The organism is Salibaculum griseiflavum, from assembly GCF_003129565.1.
GTDB lineage: Bacteria > Pseudomonadota > Alphaproteobacteria > Rhodobacterales > Rhodobacteraceae > Salibaculum > Salibaculum griseiflavum.
The window spans coordinates 30,999-53,141 of sequence record NZ_QETF01000019.1; the positions used below are offsets into that span (position 1 = coordinate 30,999).

21 protein-coding genes are annotated in these 22,143 nt (G+C 63.8%); 10 read left to right on the forward strand and 11 right to left on the reverse strand.

The genetic code is table 11. The features are described 5' to 3' along the window. Window positions 1–17: 17 nt before the first annotated feature. Window positions 18–473, forward strand: a complete 456-nt coding sequence (locus DFK10_RS13935; RefSeq protein WP_109389639.1) for a CoxG family protein — start codon at window positions 18–20, stop codon at window positions 471–473. Window positions 474–554: 81 nt separating this feature from the next. On the opposite strand, the gene DFK10_RS13940 is transcribed toward DFK10_RS13935, so the two are convergent. From DFK10_RS13940 to betI, 5 genes are all read right to left on the reverse strand, one after another. Then, on the reverse strand, window positions 555–794 hold the full coding sequence (locus DFK10_RS13940; protein WP_109389640.1) for a YdcH family protein: 240 nt from the start codon (window positions 792–794) through the stop codon (window positions 555–557). Window positions 795–880: 86 nt separating this feature from the next. After that, a complete protein-coding gene (gene betA / locus DFK10_RS13945; RefSeq protein WP_109389641.1) occupies window positions 881–2,521 on the reverse strand; it encodes a choline dehydrogenase in 1,641 nt (546 codons plus the stop codon). Between the two features lie 12 nt (window positions 2,522–2,533). Next, complete coding sequence (betB, locus tag DFK10_RS13950; RefSeq protein ID WP_109389642.1) at window positions 2,534–3,988, reverse strand: betaine-aldehyde dehydrogenase; 1,455 nt, start codon at window positions 3,986–3,988, stop codon at window positions 2,534–2,536. Between the two features lies 1 nt (window position 3,989). Further along, complete coding sequence (betC, locus tag DFK10_RS13955; protein WP_109389643.1) at window positions 3,990–5,495, reverse strand: choline-sulfatase; 1,506 nt, start codon at window positions 5,493–5,495, stop codon at window positions 3,990–3,992. Continuing rightward, entirely contained in the window at window positions 5,492–6,064 is a 573-nt protein-coding gene (gene betI / locus DFK10_RS13960) for a choline-binding transcriptional repressor BetI (RefSeq protein WP_109389644.1), read from the reverse strand. Before betI ends, betC begins: the two co-directional genes overlap by 4 nt. A 95-nt stretch (window positions 6,065–6,159) precedes the next feature. Here betI and choX point away from each other — a divergent pair, with 95 nt between their 5' ends. The 3 genes from choX to choV all read left to right on the forward strand — a co-directional run bounded on the left by choX (window position 6,160) and on the right by choV (window position 9,011). Further along, the gene (gene choX / locus DFK10_RS13965) at window positions 6,160–7,083 is read left to right on the forward strand and encodes a choline ABC transporter substrate-binding protein (protein ID WP_109389645.1); all 924 of its coding nucleotides are present in this window, start codon (window positions 6,160–6,162) and stop codon (window positions 7,081–7,083) included. 96 nt (window positions 7,084–7,179) lie between these two features. Further along, window positions 7,180–8,013: a choline ABC transporter permease subunit gene (gene choW, locus DFK10_RS13970; protein WP_109389675.1), complete on the forward strand. Its 834-nt coding sequence runs from the start codon at window positions 7,180–7,182 to the stop codon at window positions 8,011–8,013. Further along, entirely contained in the window at window positions 8,010–9,011 is a 1,002-nt protein-coding gene (gene choV, locus DFK10_RS13975) for a choline ABC transporter ATP-binding protein (protein ID WP_109389646.1), read from the forward strand. Before choW ends, choV begins: the two co-directional genes overlap by 4 nt. Window positions 9,012–9,046: 35 nt before the next feature. Here the strand turns inward: choV and DFK10_RS13980 are convergent, their stop codons facing one another. The 5 genes from DFK10_RS13980 to DFK10_RS14000 form a co-directional block, all read right to left on the reverse strand. Next, window positions 9,047–9,586 carry a sarcosine oxidase subunit gamma gene (locus DFK10_RS13980; protein ID WP_109389647.1) on the reverse strand — a complete coding sequence of 180 codons (540 nt, stop codon included), beginning with the start codon at window positions 9,584–9,586 and terminating at the stop codon, window positions 9,047–9,049. Then, complete coding sequence (locus DFK10_RS13985) at window positions 9,579–12,509, reverse strand: sarcosine oxidase subunit alpha family protein (RefSeq protein WP_109389648.1); 2,931 nt, start codon at window positions 12,507–12,509, stop codon at window positions 9,579–9,581. The genes DFK10_RS13980 and DFK10_RS13985 overlap by 8 nt, the downstream gene beginning before the upstream one ends. After that, window positions 12,506–12,769 carry a sarcosine oxidase subunit delta gene (locus tag DFK10_RS13990; RefSeq protein WP_109389649.1) on the reverse strand — a complete coding sequence of 88 codons (264 nt, stop codon included), beginning with the start codon at window positions 12,767–12,769 and terminating at the stop codon, window positions 12,506–12,508. Before DFK10_RS13990 ends, DFK10_RS13985 begins: the two co-directional genes overlap by 4 nt. A gap of 9 nt (window positions 12,770–12,778) precedes the next feature. Then, window positions 12,779–14,032 carry a sarcosine oxidase subunit beta family protein gene (locus tag DFK10_RS13995; RefSeq protein ID WP_109389650.1) on the reverse strand — a complete coding sequence of 418 codons (1,254 nt, stop codon included), beginning with the start codon at window positions 14,030–14,032 and terminating at the stop codon, window positions 12,779–12,781. A gap of 119 nt (window positions 14,033–14,151) precedes the next feature. Continuing rightward, window positions 14,152–15,588 carry a Glu/Leu/Phe/Val family dehydrogenase gene (locus DFK10_RS14000; protein WP_109389651.1) on the reverse strand — a complete coding sequence of 479 codons (1,437 nt, stop codon included), beginning with the start codon at window positions 15,586–15,588 and terminating at the stop codon, window positions 14,152–14,154. 435 nt (window positions 15,589–16,023) lie between these two features. Here DFK10_RS14000 and DFK10_RS14005 point away from each other — a divergent pair, with 435 nt between their 5' ends. Genes DFK10_RS14005 through DFK10_RS14015 form a run of 3 tightly spaced genes read left to right on the forward strand, consistent with a single transcriptional unit; the run spans window position 16,024 to window position 18,873 of the window. Then, window positions 16,024–17,715 (forward strand): TadE/TadG family type IV pilus assembly protein, encoded by a 1,692-nt coding sequence (locus tag DFK10_RS14005; protein WP_217810164.1) that lies wholly within the window; start codon window positions 16,024–16,026, stop codon window positions 17,713–17,715. A gap of 12 nt (window positions 17,716–17,727) precedes the next feature. Then, on the forward strand, window positions 17,728–18,267 hold the full coding sequence (locus DFK10_RS14010) for a TadE/TadG family type IV pilus assembly protein (RefSeq protein WP_109389653.1): 540 nt from the start codon (window positions 17,728–17,730) through the stop codon (window positions 18,265–18,267). 3 nt (window positions 18,268–18,270) lie between these two features. Then, window positions 18,271–18,873: a TadE/TadG family type IV pilus assembly protein gene (locus DFK10_RS14015; RefSeq protein ID WP_109389654.1), complete on the forward strand. Its 603-nt coding sequence runs from the start codon at window positions 18,271–18,273 to the stop codon at window positions 18,871–18,873. 200 nt (window positions 18,874–19,073) lie between these two features. Here DFK10_RS14015 and DFK10_RS14020 read toward each other — a convergent pair whose 3' ends face one another. Continuing rightward, on the reverse strand, window positions 19,074–19,661 hold the full coding sequence (locus DFK10_RS14020) for a TetR/AcrR family transcriptional regulator (RefSeq protein WP_109389655.1): 588 nt from the start codon (window positions 19,659–19,661) through the stop codon (window positions 19,074–19,076). Window positions 19,662–19,767: 106 nt separating this feature from the next. Here DFK10_RS14020 and DFK10_RS14025 point away from each other — a divergent pair, with 106 nt between their 5' ends. The 3 genes from DFK10_RS14025 to DFK10_RS14035 are packed head-to-tail and all read left to right on the forward strand — an operon-like array spanning window position 19,768 to window position 22,055. Then, window positions 19,768–20,082, forward strand: a complete 315-nt coding sequence (locus DFK10_RS14025; protein WP_109389656.1) for a hypothetical protein — start codon at window positions 19,768–19,770, stop codon at window positions 20,080–20,082. A gap of 50 nt (window positions 20,083–20,132) precedes the next feature. After that, window positions 20,133–21,419, forward strand: a complete 1,287-nt coding sequence (locus tag DFK10_RS14030; protein WP_109389657.1) for a homoserine dehydrogenase — start codon at window positions 20,133–20,135, stop codon at window positions 21,417–21,419. Window positions 21,420–21,422: 3 nt separating this feature from the next. After that, window positions 21,423–22,055 (forward strand): CatA-like O-acetyltransferase, encoded by a 633-nt coding sequence (locus tag DFK10_RS14035; protein ID WP_109389658.1) that lies wholly within the window; start codon window positions 21,423–21,425, stop codon window positions 22,053–22,055. Window positions 22,056–22,143 lie beyond the last annotated feature (88 nt).

Consider the following 22,143-nt stretch of genomic DNA (forward strand, 5'->3'; position numbering starts at 1 on the left):
GCCGGGAGGAGCGCAGCATGGAACTGAGCGGGACACAGATGATCGCCGCCGACAGGGAAACCGTCTGGACCCATCTGAACGATGCCGAAACACTGAAGGCCTGCATCCCAGGCTGCGAAGAGCTGACCGGCAATGCGCAGGAGGGGTTCGAGGCCGTGGTCAAACAGAAGGTCGGCCCGGTCAAGGCGACCTTCAAGGGCCAGGTGACGCTGGAAAACGTGAATGCGCCCGAAAGCTACACGCTGGTTGGCGAAGGCAAGGGCGGCGTGGCCGGTTTCGCGAAGGGGTCAGCCGATGTATCGCTCGCGCCGGTCTCCGAGGGCACGGAACTGACCTACGCGGTGGAGGCCAAGGTTGGCGGCAAGCTGGCTCAGTTGGGCAGCCGTGTCGTGGGCGGGTTCGCCCGCAAGATGGCGGATGCGTTTTTCGAGAATTTCAAAGCCCATGTGGAGGGCGCGGGCGACAACGCCTGACCAGCCATCCACTTATTGATCCTTCGCGGCATACGGGGCCCGCTATCCACGTCTGGTAGCGCAGTTGGCGGGCCGCCGGGCTCAGGCTTTTTGCAGCTCGGACCAGATTTGGTCCTTGAGGGCCAGACGTTGCTTGCGCAGCTCGGCCATATGCAGATCATCGGTCGGTTCCACGTCCGTTTCGGCACGATGCACCGCGCGGTTGATCTCGTGGTATTCCTCGAAAAGCTTGGCGAAATGGGCGTCTTCCACCTTCAGCTTGTGGATCGCGTCGACGTGATCCGGAAATTCCTCGGCCAGCTCGTGAGGGGTATGCGACATGGTTCTCCCTTTCTGTTCGCGTCTTCACGAAACGACGCTAGAGGCCAGCACCGCACTGCACTTTGACAGGGATCAAAGGATTCGGCCTATCTTTGAGAATTCTGCCAATCGGGGTGAACCCATGGCCGATCATTGGCCGGGGGCAGACGGCGTCCAAGCACATGATCGGCGATCTTCTCGCCCACCATGATCGAGGGTGCATTCAGGTTCCCGTTCGTGATGCGCGGAAAGATCGAGCTGTCGGCCACGCGCAACCCCTGGACCCCGATCACCCGACCCTGCGGATCGACCACCGCGTCCGGGTCATCGGCACGGCCCATGCGGCAGGTGCCACAGGGGTGATAGGCGCTTTCGGCATGCTCGCGTATCGCCGCGTCCAGATCGGCATCGCTCTGGGCCATCGGCCCCGGCACCAGTTCCTCGCCCCGCCAAGGCGCAAAGGCCTCCTGCCCGAGGATTTCGCGGGTCAGGCGGATGCAGGTGCGGAACTCGTCCCAGTCGTCGGGATGGGACATGTAGTTGAAGAAAATGCGCGGATCGTCCTCGGGATTGGCCGAGCGCAAGGTCACCGCGCCGCGCGATTTCGACCGCATCGGGCCGACATGGGCCTGGAACCCTTCGCGCGCGCCCTTCCCGTCATAGCGCACGGCAAGGGGCAGGAAGTGGAACTGGATGTCCGGATACGCAATACCCGCCCGGCTGCGGATGAAGCCGCAGCTTTCGAACTGATTGCTTGTGCCGGGGCCCTGCCGGCGGAACAGCCATTGCGCCCCGACCCAGGCTTTTCCCAAAAGGCTCCAATACTTGTAGAGGCTCACGCGGCCCTTCGCCGACATCTGAACGTAGAGTTCGAGGTGATCCTGCAGGTTCTGCCCGACGCCGGGGCGATCGGCCACGACCTCGATCCCGTGTTCGGCCAGATGCGCCGCAGGGCCAATCCCCGACAGCATCAAGAGCTTGGGCGAGTTGATGGCCGAGGCGGCAACGATCACTTCAGCGCGCGCCGAGATCACGCGTCCATCGGCCAGTTCCACGCCCTTGGCGCGCCCTTCGTCGATCACCAGCCTTGCTGCGAGACCATGCACGATACGACAGCGGCCGGTGTCCTGGGCCGGGCGCAGATAGGCCCGCGCGGCCGACCAGCGTTTGCCTTTCCAGATCGTCGCCTCAAAGGGGCCGAAGCCTTCTTGCTTTTCACCGTTGTAATCGTCGGTCAGCTCATACCCGGCCTGTCCGCCCGCCTCTATGAAAGCCTGCACAAGGGGGTTCTTGCCCGCCCCGCGCGTGACATGCAGCGGGCCGCCCTGACCGCGCCAGGCCGGATCGCCGCCACGTCCGCCATCGTGCCAGTCTTCCATGCGCCGGTAATAGGGCAGCACGTCGGCATAGCCCCAGCCCTCGGCCCCGGTTTCGGCCCAATAATCAAAGTCGTGGGCATGGCCCCGCACGTAGATCATGCCGTTGATCGAGGACGATCCCCCGATCACCTTGCCCCGCGGACAGGCCAGCCGCCGCCCGCCCAGATGCGGCTCGGGTTCGGTTTCATAGCCCCAGTCATAGCGGCGCATGTTCATCGGGTAGGACAGCGCTGCGGGCATGTTTATGAAAGGCCCAAGATCGGAGCCGCCATATTCGATCACCAGCACGGATTTCCCGGCCTCGGCCAGCCGGTAGGCCATGGCACAGCCCGCCGAACCGGCCCCGACGATGACGTAATCAGCCTGCATGTTTGCTCCTGCTCAGAAGGGCGCCTCGACATCGCCCATGCGGACATAGACGGACTTCTTCTCGCTGAAATGCTCGATGGCGGCGCTGGAGTTTTCGCGGCCCACGCCAGATTGCTTGGAGCCACCGAACGGGGCCTCGACGGGCGCATCATTATAGGTGTTGATGTAACAGGTGCCCGCCTCGAACCCCGCGGCCATGCGGTGGGCGCGGGTCAGGTCGCGCGTGAAGACGCCCGCGGACAGGCCGAACTCGGTATCGTTGGCCCGCGCCAGCACCTCGTCCTCGGTCTCGAAATCCAGCACCGACAGGACCGGGCCGAAGATCTCCTCGCGGGCGATGGTCATGTCGTCTGTCACGTCGGCGAAGACGGTGGGTTCGATATAATACCCCTCGCGGTCAACCCGATTGCCGCCGTGAACCAGACGGGCGCCCTCTTCGAGGCCCTTGGCGACATAGCCCTCAACGATCTCGAGTTGGGATTGGCTGACCAGCGGACCGAAATTGGTGTTTTCATCCAACGGGTCGCCCATCTTCACGCCTGCCAGCCGTTCGGTCATCCGCGCCAGAAAGGCCTCCTTGATGCCCTTCTGGACGAAAACCCGGGTGCCGTTGGAACAGACCTGCCCCGAGGAATAGAAATTGCCGTTGATCGCGCCGCTGACCGCGTTCTCCAGGTCGGCATCGTCGAAAATCACGAGCGGCGACTTGCCGCCCAGTTCCATCGTCACGTGCTTCATGCCGACAGCGGCCATTGCATAGACCTTGCGGCCCGTGGGAACGGACCCGGTCAGCGACACCTTGGCCACCCGTTTGTCATTGACCAGAAGCGAGCCGACCCGCGCCCGGCCCTGCACCACGTTGTAAAGCCCCTTGGGCAGGCCCGCCTCGTGCAGGATCTCGGCCACCTGAAGGGCGGAAAGCGGCGTGGTTTCCGAGGGTTTGAAAACCATCGCATTACCGCAGGCCAGCGCCGGGGCACCCTTCCAGCAGGCAATCTGGGTGGGATAGTTCCAAGCCCCGAGGCCGACGCAGACGCCCAGAGGTTCGCGGCGCGTATAGACGAAGTCCTCGCCCAGCGGGATGTAGTCGCCCGTCAGGCTGCCCGCGATCCCTCCAAAGTATTCCAGCGCATCGGCGCCGCTTGTGGCATCGGCGACAAGCGTTTCCTGCAAGGGCTTTCCGGTGTCGCGGGTTTCCAGCACCGAAAGATCGTGGTTGCGTTCGCGCATGATATCGGCAGCGCGGCGGAGGATACGGCCCCGCTCGGTTCCCGTCATGGCCGCCCATTCGGGCTGGGCCCGCTTGGCGGCGGCCAGGGCCTGTTCGACCACCGCGTCAGTGGCGGCGTAGACGGTCGCGATCTGTTCGCCGGTGGCCGGATAGATCACCGGAATCTCGGCCCCGGTGGAATCCTCGACATATTCTCCGTCAACGAAATGGCTGCCCCTTGGCTGTGGGTCGATCATCTCATTCTCCTCTCGGAAAGCGTTGGTTTTCCTCAAGAACATTGAGGTCCATGTGATTGCGCATATAGCGTTCGGATGCCTTCTGAAGCGGCTGGTAATCCCACGGGTAATAGGCCCCGTTGCGCAGCGCCTCGTAGACCACCCAGCGCCGCGCCTGGCTTTGGCGCACCTCGGCATCGAACTTGTCGAGATCCCATCTGGCATCCGCCTGAGCCCGGAAATCCGCCAGGGTGCCTTGATGTTCTGCAACCTCGGCAAGATTGATCCGCTCTTGCGGGTCGGCCTCCAGGTCGAACAATTGCTCGGGGTCGAGCGCGCAACGATTGTATTTCCAACGGCCCTGCCGCAGCGACACGAGCGGCGCATAGGAGGCCTCGGCGGCATATTCCATCGCCACGGGGCTGGTCCGTGCGCCGCCCTGCCCCAAGGGTTTCAGGCTTTCGCCATCGGTCCAGGGCGCGACCTCGTCCATGCTGACCCCGGCCAGATCACAGACGGTCGGGCAGACGTCGATATTGCTGACGGGCGTATCCACGCGACCTGCCGCCATGTCCGGATCGCAGACCATCAGGGGCACGCGCGCCGAGCCCTCGAAGAAGGACATCTTGAACCACAGACCACGCTCCCCCAGCATGTCGCCATGATCCGACACGAAGAGGATCGTGGCCTCCTGACGGGTGTCTTCCAGCACCTGAAGGATCTCTCCGATCTTGTCGTCAAGATAGCTGATATTGGCGAAATAGGCGCGGCGGGCGCGGCGGATATGGTCCTCGGTGATGTCGTAGCTGCGCCAGTCATTGGCGTCGAAAATGCGCTGCGAATGGGGATCGTGATCGTCGTAGTCCAGCGCTGCCATCTGCGGCAGCAGGTGATCGCAATCCTCGTAGAGATCCCAGTATTTCTTGCGCGCCACGTAGGGGTCATGGGGGTGGGTGAAGCTGACCGTCAGGCACCAGGGCCGGTCATCCTGACCGCGCGCAAGGTCGTAAAGCTTGCGGGTCGCGTGATAGGCGACCTCGTCATCATATTCCATCTGATTGGAGATCTCGGCCACGCCCGCCCCGGTGACCGATCCCATGTTGTGATACCACCAGTCGATCCGTTCACCCGGCTTGCGATAATCCGGCGTCCAGCCGAAATCGGCCGGGTAGATATCGGTGGTCAGGCGTTCCTCGAACCCGTGCATCTGGTCGGGGCCGACGAAATGCATCTTGCCCGAAAGGCAGGTCTGGTAGCCCGCCCGGCGCAGATGGTGGGCATAGGTCGGCAGGGCCGAGCTGAACTCGGCGGCATTGTCATAGACGCCGGTGCGACTGGGCAATTGGCCGGTCATGAAACTGGCCCGCCCGGGCGCGCAAAGCGGGCTGGCGGTATAGCTGTTGGCAAAACGTGTGGACCGATCCGCCAATCTGCGCAGATTCGGTGTATGCAGCCAATCGGCAGGCCCGTCGGGGAACAACGTCCCGTTCAACTGGTCCACCATCAGGATCAGGATATTGCGGGTCATCTCAGCTCCCTTTCGATCAGGCCGAGGGCCAGCGCCGTCGCCTCGTCCCCGTTTTCAAGGTCGTCGCGCAGGCTGACCCGCAGGTAGAGCCCGTCGATCAGCGCCGCGAGGCGCTCGGCTATAGCCTCGGCAGCATCGCCGGCAAGCGGCCGCAGTTCATGCAGCAGGTTGGACCGCAACCGCCGCCGATAGATCGTCAGGAGCCGGGCCGCGCTGTCACTTTTCTGAGCAAGAACATAGAAATTCAGCCAGGATGCGATGGTCTCCTTGCGAAAATTCGATGTCGAGAAGCTGGCCCGCACGATCGCCTCCAACCTGTCACGCGGTCCGGTTGCCATGGCCAGCGCACCGCGCACCTCGGCGCCATAGACGGTCAGGGTGTGGCGCATCGCGGCCAGGAAAATATCCTCCTTGCCGCCGAAATAATGATGCGCCAGCGCACTGGACATCCCCGCCCGCTTGGCGATGCGGGCCACGGTCACGTCAAGACTTCCGGTGGCCCCGATCTCGGCGATCGTGGCTTTTACCAGTGCCTCGCGGCGTATAGGCTCTGCCCCAAGCTTTGGCATGCGGTCTCCGAAATGACTTGCAATGTGCAAGCTAGTTTGTTTTTTATTGACTCGTCAATCAAGAAAAAGCCGAAACCGACAACAGGGAGATACCTATGAAATCCTCGCTTTCGATCCTCGCCATCTGCGCGGCCACCGCGGCCCATGCCGATTGCGAAACCGTGACCTTCTCGGATGTGGGCTGGACCGACATCACTGCCACCACCGCTGCCACCACCGTCGTGCTCGAAGCCTTGGGCTACGACACCGATATCAAGGTTCTGTCCGTTCCGGTGACATACACCTCGCTGGCCGAAGGTGACGTCGATGTCTTCCTTGGCAACTGGATGCCCACCATGGAAGGTGACATCGCCCCCTACCGCGAGGCCGGCACCGTCGACACCGTGCGCGCCAACCTGGAAGGCGCGAAATACACGCTGGCCACCAATGCCGCGGGTGCCGCGCTGGGAATCACCACTTTCGCCGATATCGCCCCCAATGCCGATGCACTGGATGCGGAAATCTACGGCATCGAGCCGGGCAATGACGGCAACCGCCTGATCATGGACATGATCGCCGACAACGCCTTTGGTCTCGGCGATGCCGATTTCGAGGTGGTCGAAAGCTCCGAGGCGGGGATGCTGGCCCAGGTGGGCCGCGCGTCGGACCGGGACGAGGCGATCGTGTTCCTGGGCTGGGAACCCCACCCGATGAACGCAAGTTACGACATGACCTACCTGGAAGGTGGCGATGACTGGTTCGGCCCGAACCTCGGCGGCGCGACGGTCTATACCAATACCACCGCCGGCTACACCGAGGCCTGCCCGAACCTTGGGGTATTCCTGAACAACCTGGAATTCACGCTGGCCATGGAAAACGAGATCATGGGCGCGATCCTGAACGATGGCGAAGACCCCGCCGAGGCCGCGACCGCCTGGATGGCCGGCAACACGGATGTCGTCATGGGCTGGCTTGACGGCGTGACCACCAAGGATGGCGGCGACGCCGCCGAGGCCGTTTCGGCCGCGCTGGATATGTAAGAGCGACCGGGCCGTCCTGATGGGGCGGCCCGATTTCCTTGGACGGGACGCGATGATGCAACGCCCTGACCTCGCTGGGCGGATTGGAGGCCCATGCTGAACTGGTTAACCGAAAACAAGCTGCCGATCGGCGCCTGGGCCGAGGCCGGCTTTGACTGGCTCGAACGGACGGGTCAGGTCTTTTTCGATTTCCTGTCGCTGGCCATGGAAGGCCTGATCGATGGCATCCTGTGGGTGCTGCAAACCCCGCACCCCTTGTTCATCATCGCTGCCTTCGTCGCCCTGACATGGGTGTTGCAGCGCAACTGGAAGACCTGCCTGTTCGTGGCTGCGGGGTTCCTGTTCATCCTCAACCAGGATTATTGGGAAGAAACAGCCGAAAGCCTGACGCTGGTGCTGTCGGCCTGCGTCGTCTGCATGGCCATCGGCGTGCCCATCGGCATCGCCGCTGCCCACCGGCCGCGCCTTTATGCCTGGATGCGGCCCGTGCTGGACCTGATGCAGACCTTGCCCACCTTCGTCTACCTGATCCCGGCCATCGTCTTTTTCGGCATCGGCATGGTGCCCGGCCTGATCGCCACGGTGATCTTCGTGATCCCGGCCCCGATCCGCCTGACACAGCTGGGCATCGCCTCGACCCCGCTGGCACTACTGGAGGCGGCGGACGCGTTTGGCGCCACGCCGCGACAAAAGTTGTGGAAGGTCGAACTGCCCTCGGCCCTGCCGCAGATCATGACCGGGCTGAACCAGACGATCATGCTGTCGCTGTCCATGGTGGTGATCGCCGCGCTGGTGGGCGCCGACGGGCTGGGCGTGCCCGTGGTGCGGGCATTGAATACGGTCGACACGGCCAAGGGGTTTGAAAGCGGGCTGGTGATCGTGATCGTCGCGATCATGCTGGACCGGATGCTACGGGTGGACCGGAAATGAGCGCTGTAGAATTCGACAATGTCTCGATCGTTTTCGGAGAGTCCCCCGAGGCGGCCCTGCCGCTGATGGACGACGGGCAGGACCGCCACAACATCCAGAAAGCCACTGGTCAGGTGCTGGGCGTGCACGACTGTTCGCTCGATGTGGAAGAGGGCGAGATCCTTGTCCTGATGGGCCTGTCAGGGTCCGGCAAGTCCACCCTGCTGCGCGCGGTAAACGGGCTGAACCCGGTGGTGCGCGGAGAAGTGCGGGTCGAGGAGGACGGCGAAAAGGTGAGCGTTACCCATGCCGACACGGCCACCCTGCGCCGCCTGCGCCGCAAGAAAATCGCCATGGTCTTTCAGCAATTCGGCCTGCTGCCCTGGCGCAGCGTGCGCGATAATGTTGGCTTCGGGCTGGAACTGGATGGCATGGAAAAGGCCGAGCGACAGGAAAAAGTCGAGGCGCAACTGGCGCTGGTCGGCCTGTCCGACCGGGCCGATGCACTGGTGGGTGAGCTTTCCGGCGGCATGCAGCAACGCGTCGGACTGGCCCGCGCCTTTGCCACGGATGCGCCGATCCTGTTGATGGACGAACCGTTTTCGGCGCTCGACCCGTTGATCCGCACCCGGTTGCAGGACGAGTTGCTGGACCTTCAGAAACGACTGGGCAAGACCATCATCTTCGTCAGCCACGACCTCGACGAGGCGTTCAAGATCGGCAACCGGATCGCCATCATGGAAGGCGGGCGGATCGTGCAATGCGGCACTCCGCGAGAGATCTTCTCGAACCCGGCGAATGATTACGTGGCCGATTTCGTGGCCAACATGAACCCATTGGGCGTGCTGCGCGCACGCGACGTGATGATCGACGGCACCGATGGGCCCGAGGTGGATGCCGAGGCGCCGCTTGCCGACCTGATCACCCGTCTGCAAGACACGCCAAGCCTGACCGTGACCGAACATGGCCAACCCATCGGCAAGGTCACGCAAGCCTCTGTGCTGGCGCGGATCGGCTAGGCGGCGCGAAGAATTTTCTGGAGAATTCTTGCCCGTCAGCCGCGCGCGGCCACGCCCTTGGCGGCATGGGTCAGCTCTTCGACAAGGGTTTCCGCCATCGAGCGGAACACCATGATCTGGAACGCGTTGGCCCCGGTCCGGGTTATACTGGCCGTCATGTGGCCCAGCAGGGATTTGACCGTGTGACCCCGCTTGAAAACCGCTGCCCGCAGATCCACGGGAACCAGGCGGGCCAGCACATCCTCGGCGGCCTCACCGGCGATCTCGACCACGCACCACGCATCGGATTGATCCACGAAGGCCGCGCCCGGCAGGTCGGGGCAATCGGCGCCCATCAGAAGGGCCTCACCCTTTCCGACCCAGACCATGCGCGCGCCGGCCTTAGCCTCGCTACGCCCGGGCGCCGGAAATCCCACGCCCAAGGCCGTTTTCAAGGTCTCGGCAACCGCCTTCTGCTGCCCCTTGAAAGGCAGGATTGCCGTGATCCGTCCGGGTTCGACCTCGGCAATGGTGACCGCACCGATCGTCTGCGGCAGAAGCCCGGCACAGGGCGAAAGAGCAACAAGATTAGCCACGGACGCGCCCCCCTTCCTTGTCAAAGAACACCGGATCGCAGACCTCGCACAGCGTCGTGACCCCGCGCAAGTGATCGACCAGCTTGATCGTTTCGCCATACCGCGCCCGGCCATTTGCCAGGAAGCCCAGCGCCAGGTCATGCCCGAGTGTCGGCGAGTGGCAGACACTTGTGACATAGCCATGATCGTTGGTTCGTACGGGCTGGGCACGTTCCTCGAACAGATGCGCCCCAGCGGTCAGTTGGCCTGCCGGATCGACGGGTTTCAGCCCCACAAGTTGTTCGCGGCTGTCCTCCAGAAGGCCCGGACGGCGCGAGGCGGATTGGCCGACGCAGTCCTTCTTCTTACTGACCATCCCCTCGAACCCGATATCAAAGGCCGTGGTCCGGCCATGAATCTCGGCATGGGTGATATGGCCCTTTTCGATCCGCATGACGTTCAGCGCTTCCATCCCGTAGGCGCCGCCGCCCATGGTTTCGGCCTGCGCCAGCAAGACGCGGTAGAGCGCCGCGCCATAGCGGGCCGGCACCGCGATCTCGTAGGCATGTTCCCCCGAGAAGGAGATACGGAACAGCCGCCCATGCACGCCCATCACGTCGACCTCGCCACAGGCCATGAAAGGCCAGGCCTCGGGGTCGATGCCCCCATCGACCACTGCATCCAGCAGCTCCCGCGATTTCGGCCCGGCCACGGCGAATTGCGCCCATTGTTCGGTGGCACTTGTGAACACCACGTCGAGATCGGGGCGCAGCGCCTGCGACACCCATTCCAGATGCCGCATGACAAGCCCCGCCGCCGCCGTGGTCGTGGTCATCACGAAGTGGTTTTCCCCCATTCGCGCGGTGGTGCCATCATCCATGACATGGCCGTCCTCGCGCAGCATCAGACCATAGCGCACCCGGCCCACCTTCAGCGTGCTGAAGGTGTTGGTGTAGACGAAATCGAGGAAGGCCGCTGCATCGGAGCCCTGAATGTCGATCTTTCCAAGGGTGGAGACGTCGCAGATGCCCACGGCATTGCGGACCATCTTGACCTCTCGGTTGCAAGCCTCCAGCCAGGTCTTTTCATCGGGTTTCGGGAAATAGCTTGGGCGATACCACAGACCCGCCTCGATCATCGGCGCCCCGCGGTCGACACTGGCATGATGGCTGGTCGTCAGGCGTTTGGGCGCGAATCCCTCGCCCTGCGATCCCGCGCCCATCGCGGCGATGGAAACCGGCGTATAGGGCGGGCGGAACGTGGTTGTTCCGGTTTCGGGAATGCTACGGCCCGTGGCATCGGCCAGCACGGCCAGGGCGGCCACGTTGGAATTCTTGCCCTGATCGGTCGCCATGCCCTGCGTCGTGTAGCGCTTCATATGCTCGACCGAGCGGAAGTTTTCCTGCGCCGCGAGCCGCACATCCTTCACATGCACGTCGTTCTGGAAGTCGAGCCACTTGCGGCCCTTTCCTTCGACCGCCCACAATTCCTCGATGCGATAGGGGCGATCCTCGGCGTCGGGCACGGCATTGTCCGCCGGCGTCCGCCCCAGTTCCGAGAGGACATCCCCGGCCACCCGCACCCCATCGGCGAGGCAGGCCGCGGTCGAGAATTGCCCGCGCGCGGCCCCGGCCACGGTGAGGCCCGGCACCATCCCGTCGCGCGGCAGGAAGCTGAGCGTTTCGGCATCCCATTCCGGGCGGCCATTCATGTGGCAGGTCAGGTGCACCGAGGGGTTCCAGCCCCCCGACATGGCAAGGCAATCGGCGGCAACCCGGACCCGGCCGGATCCGGTGTCGACGGTCAGGCTTTCGAGCCCCTTCCGGCCCTTGGTTCCGATGACCTGCGCCCCGGCATGCAAGGGATAATCGCCCAAAGCCTGCGCCCCGGCGCGGCTGTCGATCACCGCCGCCACCTCGATGCCCGCATCCATCAGGTCCAGTGCGGTCCGGTGTGCCCCGTCATTGTTAGCGAAAAGGGCAACCTTTCGGCCCGCCACGACACCCCAGCGGTTGAGATAGGCACGCACGGCCCCGGCGGTCATGATGCCCGGGCGGTCATTGTTGGGAAAGGCCACGGGCCGTTCCAGCGCCCCGGCACACAGGATCGCGCGGCTGGCGGCGATGCGCCAGAAACATTCCAGCGGCTTGCCGGGCTGGTGCGGATGGTGCTGACCCACCCGTTCCAGCGCGCCGTAAGTGCCCTGGTCATAGGCGCCGGTCACCGCGGTCCGCGGCATCAGGCGCACGTTCTCCATGGCCGCGAGTTCGGCCGCGACCTCGGCCGCCCAGACTGGGCCGGGCTTGCCGTCAACCTCTTGCGTTTCGGCCAGAAGGCGGCCGCCCATCTGGCTGTCTTCATCGGCAAGGATCACATCCGCCCCGGCCCGGGCCGCGGTCAGCGCCGCCATCAACCCCGCCGGGCCCGCCCCGATCACCAGCACATCGCAGAAGGCATAGGCCTTCTCATAGCTGTCTTCGTTGGTCAGGCCCGACAGGGCACCCAGACCTGCGGCGCGGCGGATGATGGGTTCGTAAAGCTTTTCCCAAAAACTCTTGGGCCACATGAACGTCTTGTAATAGAACCCCGCCCCCAGGAAGGGCGACATCAGGTCATTGACCGCCATCAGGTCGAAATTGACCGAGGGGAACGCATTCTGGCTGCGCGCCTCCAGCCCCTCGTACAGTTCCTGAACCGTGGCGCGCACGTTCGGATCCTGCTGCGGGCCATGGCCGATGGTGACCAGCGCGTTGGGTTCCTCGGACCCGGCGGTCAGGATGCCGCGCGGCCGGTGATACTTGAAAGACCGCGCCACGACCCGCTTGTCATTGGCGATCAGGGCCGCGGCGAGCGTATCGCCCTCGCGCCCGGTCAGCCGTTCGCCGTCAAAGGTGAACGGAACCGAGGTGTTCGTCTGGTAAAGGCCGCGCCCCTCGATCCTCATGATGCCACCTTCTCGGCCAGTTCGGCGCCCATGACCTCGTGCGTGGCGGTGTTGCGCGTCACCACCAGCCAGGCCCCGCAACCGGCCTCGTGAAACCACAGGTCGCGGGTTTCGCCGCAGGGATTGTCGCGATTGTGCAGGTAGTCGTCCCAGGCGGCGTCGCCCGCATCGGGGGCCGGGCGGTGCAACAGCTCTGCCGCGCCCTGGTAATAGAATTCGCGCCGGTCACGGGTGCCGCAGATGGGGCAAGGGATGCGCATGTCGTGTCCTTAATGCAGGTTGTGCTGAGAGCCGGTGCCCTCTTCATCCATCAGGCCGCGCCCGGTGCGGAACCGGTCCAGCCGGAATTTCGCCGCCGGCTCGTGATGGCGTCCGGTGGCCATCAGATGGGCGAAGGAAAAGCCCGATCCCGGCACCGCCTTGAAGCCGCCATAGCACCAGCCGCAATCTATAAAGAGACCTTCGGTCCCGGTCTTGTCGATGATCGGGCTGCCATCGGGCGTCATGTCCATGATCCCGCCCCAGCTGCGCAGCACCTTGGCCTTGCCGATGGCGGGCATCAGGGTCATGGCCGCATCCATCACGTGCTCGGCCATGGGCAGGTTGCCGCGGCTGGCGTAAGAGCTGTAGAAGTCCAGATCGCCGCCAAAGACCAGCCCGCCCTTGTCGGACTGGCTGATATAGAAATGGCCCATCCCGAAGCTGACCACATGGTCGATGATCGGCTTGAGCCCCTCGGTCACGAAGGCCTGCAGGATATGGCTTTCGATGGGCAGGCGCATGCCGGCCATTTCCGCCACCTGCCCCGAGCGACCCGCGACGACGATCCCAACCTTCTTGGCCCGGATCGCGCCGCGCGTGGTCTGAACGCCGGTGACCTTGCCGTTCTGGATGTCGATCCCCGTGACCTCGCAATTCTGGATCAGGTCGACGCCGCGCTGGTCGGCGCCACGGGCATAGCCCCAGGCCACGGCATCATGCCGGGCGGTGCCCCCGCGCGGGTGATAGAGCCCGCCATAGATGGGAAAGCGCACATTGTCGAAATCGAGGTAGGGCAGATGCTCGCGCACCCCGTCGCGATCCAGCAGGATCGCATCGTCGCCCTGGTTGACCATGGCGTTACCGCGCCGGGCAAAAGCGTCGCGCTGGCCGTCGGAATGGAACAGGTTGATCAGGCCGCGCTGCGAATGCATCACGTTGTAGTTGAGGTCTTGCTCAAGGCTTTCCCACAGCTTGAGCGAATGGCTGTAGAACTCCGAATTGCCGGGCAGGAAGTAGTTGGCCCGCACGATCGTGGTGTTCCGCCCCACATTGCCGCCGCCGATATAGCCTTTCTCCAGGACGGCCACGTTGGTCAGCCCGTGTTCCTTGGCCAGGTAATAGGCGGTGGACAGGCCATGTCCGCCGCCACCGATGATGACGATGTCATATTCCGGCCTGGGGTCGGGATCGCGCCAGACGGGTTTCCAGCCCTTGTGGCCCAAAAGCCCTTCCTTGAGAACGCGGAACCCTGAATAGCCCATGATGCGTGGCCTCCCCTGCTTGGGGCGACCCTAGCAAGTGGCGCGGGCCGCGCAACGGTGCTTTTCGACAAATACCGGCCAGCCCGCGACAGATGCCGCGCGCCGGCCTTTGGAGGGCGCTAGAGTCCCTTGGCTGCGTAGCTCTTGGCGACGCGTTCGATCGCCGTGATGAAACCGGCGGTGCGCAGGTCATTGACGTCACTGCGCCCGTGCCATTTTTCGCGCATGGCCTGGAACGCCGTGCGCATCGTATCGTCCAGGCCCGAGCGGACCAGTTCCAATTCGTCCGCCCCGCGCATGTATTTGCGCTTGAAATCGGGGGACATGGACCAGGCATCGCCCATCTTGTCGTCCAGCCGTTCCAGTTCACGAACAATGAGTTCGTGGCGCGCCTCTTCCTGGCGGCGCTGCATCCGGCCGAACCGGATATGGGACAGGTTCTTGACCCATTCGAAATAGGACACGGTCACACCGCCGGCATTTGCATAGAGGTCGGGAATGATCACGGTGCCCTTTTCGCGCAGCACGTCATCGGCCCCTGCGGTCACCGGGCCGTTCGCGGCCTCGATGATCAGCGGCGCCTTGATGCGCGGGGCATTCTGCAGGTTGATCACCCCTTCCAGGGCGGCCGGGATCAGGATGTCGCAATCCGCCTCTAGCACCTTGTTGCCATCGGCATGATGGGTGGCGTCGGGGTAGTTCGAGACGCCGCCATGTTTCATGATCCACTGACGCACGGTTTCCACGTCGATACCCGCTTCGTTCAGCAGCGCGCCGTCGCGTTCGATGATGCCGATGACCTTGCAGCCGTCCTCCTCGGACAGGAACTTGGCCGCATGATACCCGACATTGCCGAGGCCCTGAACGATCACGCGCTTGCCGTCCAACGAACCCGACAAGCCCGCCTTCTTGACGTCCTCGGGTTCACGGAAAAACTCGCGCAGGGCGTATTCCACACCGCGGCCCGTGGCCTCGACCCGGCCCTGGATGCCACCCGCGTGCGGCGGCTTGCCGGTGACACAGGCGGCGGCGTTGATATCGGTGGTGTTCATGCGGCGATACTGGTCGGCGATCCAGGCCATTTCGCGCTCGCCGGTGCCCATGTCGGGGGCGGGCACGTTCTGGGAGGGGTTGATCAGGTCGCGCTTGGCCAGTTCATAGGCGAAGCGGCGGGTGATCTGTTCGAGCTCGTGTTCTTCCCACTTGGTCGGATCGACACAGAGCCCGCCCTTGGACCCGCCAAACGGCGTTTCGACAAGGGCGCACTTGTAGGTCATCAGCGCCGCCAGCGCCTCGACCTCGTCCTGGTCAACGGCCAGGGCATAGCGAATGCCGCCCTTGACCGGTTCCATGTGCTCCGAATGCACCGAGCGATAGCCCGTGAAGGTCTCGACCTTGCCCCGTAGCCGCACGCCGAACCGCACCGTGTAGGTGGCATTGCAGACGCGGATTTTCTCTTCCAAGCCGGGCGGAAGGTCCATCAGGGCCACGGCGCGGTTGTACATGATGTCCACGCTCTCGCGGAATGTCGGCTCGTTCTGGGGCATTACGTTCATGATCTTTGACCTTCCTTGTAGGGGCCCGGTTCGGGCAAATGGCGTTCTTGCGACGCCTTTTGCCCGACCTTAACGCCGATTCGCCCGGTTTTTGAACAATTCGTTGGTTTGGAGTGGGATGGCGTGCCAATCAGCGCCCGAGCTTGGGATAAGTGCCCCGCCGCATCGCGCCATTGGCCCGAAAGCGGCAACAGATCATCACAAATCCCGTGCATCGTTTCGCCCCCGTCGCCAGTTAGTCGATTTGCGTCCAGCCTTCGCCTCATTTTCGCCACCTAGACCTGATGTCTTGCCCTCGGGGAAATGCGCCTCGGCCGAGGTGCGCAGAGTGAACGTGGGAAAGGTTGACCGATGCCCAACACGAGGAAACCAGAAAAGACGCGGCCCGATCCAGCGCCGTGGCTGCACCGTTTCCGGCGAGACGAAGAAGGTGGCATGATCATCTTCTTCTCGTTGTTCCTGTTCGTCCTGATCCTCTGGTTCGGTGGCATGGCAGTCGACTACATGCGCTTCGAGACCACCCGTGCCAAGTTGCAGGGCACGCTGGATCGCGCCGTTCTGGCCGCCGCGGACCTGGATCAGACACTCCCCCCTGCCGAGGTGGTCGAGAACTATTTCGAAACCGCCGGCCTGCGCGATTACCTGATCGACAGCCCCCAGGTCGACGAGGGGCTGAACTACCGGGTGGTATCGGCTTCCGCCGAGGCGAACATGCCGATGTTCTTCACCGAATTGCCCCGTGTCTTCATGGAGCCGTTCCAGCCGGGCTTGTCGACCCTCAAGGTCAGCAGCACCTCGACCGCCGAGGAACGGGTCTCGGATGTCGAGGTCTCGCTTGTGCTCGATGTCTCGGGGTCCATGGATCGCAACAACCGGATCCAGAACCTGCGCCCGGCCGCGCGGGAATTCGTGTCGACCGTCCTGGCAAACAACACGAACGCTCCGAACGGGCTGATCACCATTTCGATGATCCCCTACAGCGCCGTGGTCAACCCCGGCACGCAGATCTCGCCTTTTTTGAACATTTCGCGCACCCATCCTCATTCAACCTGTCCCCTCTTCGAGGACGACGTTTTCGACACGACAGAGCTGGACCTGTCGGAGACCTACGACCACGTTTCGCATTTCGACCCGGATTGGTACTGGGATTCACGCTACAACAACCCGATCAAGTATCCTTGGTGCCACGAGGGCGACCACAACGGGATCGTGCTGACCACCTCGAACGAGGGGCTTCTGCATAACGCGATCGACGCGCTGCAACCCTATGGGAACACCGCCATCGACATGGGTATGAAATGGGGCGTCGGCTTGCTGGACCCCAGCACGCGGCCGATCATGCAAGGGCTTGCAGGCCAGACCGGCAGTTCCGTGCCCGCCGCCGCCGCCGACCGCCCACAGAGCTTTGACGACGACGAGGTGCTCAAGATCGTCGTCCTGATGACAGACGGACAGAACACCAGCCAATACGACCTCGAAGAGCCCATGAAATCGGGTATGTCGATGCTCTGGTTCGACCGGGACTATGCCGGCCAGCCGCTGAGTCAAGTGGACTCGAACGAGTTCTCGGTCCAATACGCCGGGCTGGACACACCGGATTATCGCTGGGACGACCGCTTTTACTGGAACGGGTTCAGTTGGTCATCGCGCTGGAGGGACTATCCCAATGGCTTCGACAGCCGCTCGGACTACATCAACGCGACCCCGGAATCGCCCACCGGCATCGCCGGCCAAGGGGTCCACTACGAAGACAACGTCTATCATGCCAGTTGGCAGGACATGTATGCCGAGCACGTCTACAACCGCATCAACAACATCTACCTTTCAAGGGCCTATAATGACGGGGCCCTGTCCTGGTATGAATACCGCGCGCCCGATTATGCGCTTGATACCGGCCTGGTGAATTCCTGGCAGGCCGACAACAGGTTGTCAGAGATCTGCGCAACCGCGCGCGACGCCGGCGTGGTGATCTACACGGTTGCCTTCGAGGCGCCCTCGGGCGGCCAGATCGCCCTGCGCGACTGCGCCAGCTCCCCGAACCACTACTTCAACGTGGACGGGGTCGAGATTTCGGAAGCATTCAGCGCCATCGCCTCGGACATCCGAGCCCTGAAACTGACCAAGTAGGCAAAACGGTTCATGTTCAAACGTATCCTGTCTTTCCCCTTCCGGTTCCGGCGGCGTGACGATGGCGGCCCGACGATCGAATTCGTCCTGGTCTTCTTGCCCTTCATGGTGCTGCTTGTGTCCGCCTATGAGCTGGGCCTGATGATGACCCGTCACGTCATGCTGGAGCGCGGGTTGGACATGGCCGTGCGCGAAGTGCGCCTGAACACCGGGTCGGACCTGGATGAACAGGACCTGCGCCGGATGATCTGCAATGCCGCCGGGATCATCCCCGACTGCACGACCACGATGCGGCTGGAGATGCGCCCGATCGATCCGGATAACTGGTCCAACATTCCGCGCCAGGCAAGCTGCATCAATGTCAGTGAGCCTTTCGAACCCGCCCGAAATTTCAACAACGGCGCCGACAACGAGATCATGGTCCTGCGCGCCTGCGGCCTGTTCCGGCCGATGCTGCCGGAATTCGGCCTTGGCTACGTGCTGTCGCGCAGCCATAGCGACCGGCACTACCGCCTGGTCTCCATGTCGGCCTTCGTGATGGAGCCGAGCTGATCCATGTTGCGCCGTATCCATAGCCAGTATCGCAAGTTTCGCCGGGACGAGGGCGGCACGGCCGTGGTCGAGACATTCCTGATGTTTCCGACCCTCTTCGTTGCCTGCCTTGCAACCTATGTCTTCTTCGAAGCTTTCCGCTCGCAATCGAACAACCTCAAGGCCGCCTATACGATTTCCGACGCGCTGAGCCGCCGCGGCGGCGATACCGAAGGATATGTCACCGGGGATTACCTCAACAGCATGTGGCGGCTGCACCGCTTCATCACCACGTCGAACCACGACACCAGCCTGCGCGTGTCGGTCATCAGCTTTGACGAGGATGACAACGACTATTTCGTCTGCTGGTCCGAGGCCAAGGGTGAACTGACCCCGATGAGCGACGGCACGCTCGACACGTATGTGTCCGAAAACAAGATCCCTGTTCTGCCGGATGGCCAGGCTCTGATCGTCGTGGAAACCCAGGTCGCCCATGAGCCGATCTTCACCATCGGTCGGGACTGGACGATCGTCTTCGAGGACATGATCGTCACCGCCCCGCGTTTCACGCCGCAGCTCAAGTGGAGCACCACCGGCAATCCCGCGGGCGAGGTCGGCTGTTTCTGACACGGCCTGAACCGGTCACCGGAACTCCTTGGCGTGATCTGATCGGCCATCACCGGCGACACCCCGGCCCAGCGCCAGCAACATGCCGCAGGTCATTGCCCGGCCAGCGGAGGCGACACGCATTTCGGCAATGGGCTGGTCATCGGTCGTTCAAGGCACCTTGCGGCAAGGTGCACAGGCGGGATGCGCGGGCAAAGGTCTCAAATGCCGACAAGCCGCCGCACCATGCCCACATAAAGCCCCTCGATCCTGTCCAGGCTCAACCGGCCCTCGGCCCGGTACCATGTGCTCATCCCCGTCAACATGGCGATGATCGCGAGGGTCGTCACCTTGGTGTCGTCCAGATGGAACAGGCCCGCATCGACGCCGTCCTGCAGGATGTGCTCCAACTCGTCCTCGTAGACCTTCCGCAACCGTTCGATCTCGGCGAAATTCTCCGGGGTCAGGTTGCGCAGTTCCATATAGGAAATGAATACCTGGTCCCCGCGCGGCAGGTGCCAGTGGATGTGGAACCGGGTGAAGGCATCGAGCCGCGCCACCGGATCACCTGAAACCGCCGCCTCCTGGCGGGCCGCAAGAAGCTCTTCCATGTGGTTTCGCATCAGGTCGAACAACAACGCCTGCTTGTCGCGGGTGTAATTGTAGAGCGCCCCGGCCTGAACGCCCACCTCCTCGGCGATCCGGCGCATCGACACGGCGGCGAAGCCATGCTGCGCAATCAACTTGAGTGCCGCGTCACGCACGCGCGGGCCGGTAATCTCCGAATGAGAACCTGTCTTTCGCGCCATGAGCACTCCTTCGCCTCGTCCGCGGCATTTAACTGAACAGCCGTTCATTTGAAAAGCCCGTTATGCGACTTGCCCTTGGCCGCGCGCAGGCCCTATTGTCTCGCCGATGCGCCTGATGACCCTTGTCCTGCTGGGCGGCTTGACCGCATGCAGCCCTTTCCCCCAGTTCGACCTGCCGCGCGATCCGGCCGGCGCCGAACGGTCGGGCGGGGCCTATCCGACCCTTGCGCCGCTGACCGGCATCCTGGCCCGTGCCGATGCGCTGGCCACGTCCGAGCGCAGCGGCCCGGCGACCCTTTCGGGCCTCGCAGGGCGACTTGCCGCGCTGGAGGCGCGGGCGGCGCGGCTGCGCGGCCCGGTGCTCGACCCGTCGGTGCGACAGCGACTGTTGCGCGGGGTCGCGCGGCCTACGTTGCAGTAGCGGCATATCCGGGCTAACAGGCGCCAAACCAGCCAGGAAGGACCAGACAGATGACCAGCCCCCTCCGTCTCGGGATTGCAGGCCTCGGCACCGTGGGTGTCGGCGTGGTGCGGATCGTGCGCCAGCAGGCAAAGATGCTGACAACCCGCGCGGGCCGCCCGATCGAGATCGTGGCTGTCTCGGCCCGCACCCGCGACAAGGATCGGGGCGTGAACCTGTCGCATTACGATTGGGAAGACGATCCCGTGGCCCTGGCCAAGCGGGATGACGTGGATGTCTTCGTGGAACTCATGGGCGGGTCGGATGGCCCGGCCAAGGCCGCCACCGAAGCGGCGCTGGCAGCGGGCAAGGATGTCGTGACCGCCAACAAGGCGATGCTGGCCCATCACGGCCAGGCCCTGGCCGAACTGGCGGAATCCAAGGGCTGCAACCTGCGCTACGAGGCGGCCGTCGCTGGCGGCATTCCTGTCATCAAGGCGCTGATGGAGGGCCTCGCCGGCAACGAAATGACACGGGTCATGGGCGTGATGAACGGCACCTGCAATTACATCCTGACCCGGATGCAGAATGCGGGCCTGACCTATGAAGAGGCCTTTGCCGAGGCCGACGGGCTGGGCTACCTGGAAGCCGATCCGAACCTTGACGTGGGCGGCATCGATGCGGGCCACAAGCTGGCGATCCTGTCTGCCCTGGCTTTCGGCACCCGGACGAATTTCGACGCGGTCGAACTGGAAGGGATCGGCGCGATCACCATCGACGACATCACCCAGGCCGCCGACATGGGCTATCGCATCAAGTTGCTGGGGGTGGCGCAGATGACCGGCCGCGGGCTGGAACAGCGCATGTCGCCCTGCCTTGTGCCGGCCAGCAGCCCGCTGGGCCAGCTTGAAGGCGGCACCAACATGGTGGTGCTGGAAGGCGACGCCGTTGAACAGATCGTTCTGCGCGGCCCCGGCGCCGGCGAAGGCCCCACGGCAAGTGCGGTCATGGGCGACGTGATGGATATCGCGCGCGGCCTGCGTTTGCCGGTGTTCGGCCAACCGGCCGAAACGCTAGCCGACGCCAGGGCCGCCAATTCCACCGTCCCCGCCGCCTATTACCTGCGACTGCAATTGATCGACAAACCGGGGGCACTGGCCAAGATCACCGCGATCCTCGGGGATGCAGGCGTGTCCATCGACCGTATGCGCCAATATGGCCATCAGGATACCTCGGCCCCGGTTCTGATCGTCACCCACAAGACCACGCGTGCCGACCTGTCCGAGGCCTTGGCCGCCGTGCGCGAGACCGACGTGGTGCTGGCCGACCCCGTGGCGATCCGCATCGAAGAAGTCTAGGACGTGGCGGAACGGGTTATCGACCTTGATACATGGCCGCGCGCAGGGGCCTATCGCCTGTTCCGGACCTACGAGAGGCCGCATTTCGCGGTAACGGTGCGGCTGGACGTGACCCATCTCATGCGGCGCAAGGCCGACGGGGTGTCGCCCTTCCGGGCCTGCCTTTATGCCCTTGCAGCCGGGTGCCACGCAGTGCCGGAGCTGCGCACCCGATTTCGCGGCCAAGACATCGTCGTCGAACATGACCGGCTGACCCTGTCGCCCACCATCGCCCTGCCTGACGGCAGCTTCGGCTTCGGCTATGTCGCGTATCAGCCCGACTGGCCCGCGTTCGACGCGGCGGCAGAAGCCGAGATCGCCGCCGTCCGCGGCGGGGCCGAACGCGCGCCGAGCAACGGCGAACGCGACGATCTGCTCTATCTTTCCTGCCTGCCTTGGCTGGACTTCACAGGGCTGACCAACGCCCTGCCCGACGCGCAAGACTGCATACCCCGGCTCAGCTGGGGAAAGTTCGTCACCGGTGCGAACGGTCGCACGACCTGTGCTTTCACTGCCGAGGTCCACCACGCCATTGCCGACGGCGCGCATCTGGCACAGGCGGTCGAGGCGATACAGGACACGCTGAACGCGCTCTAGCCACCGTGTTAGCGCGCACAGGCTTGCCGCCCTGTCCCCTGCGCGCTAGGGCAAAGCGCAAATTCAATTTCCAACAAGGACCGGCCCC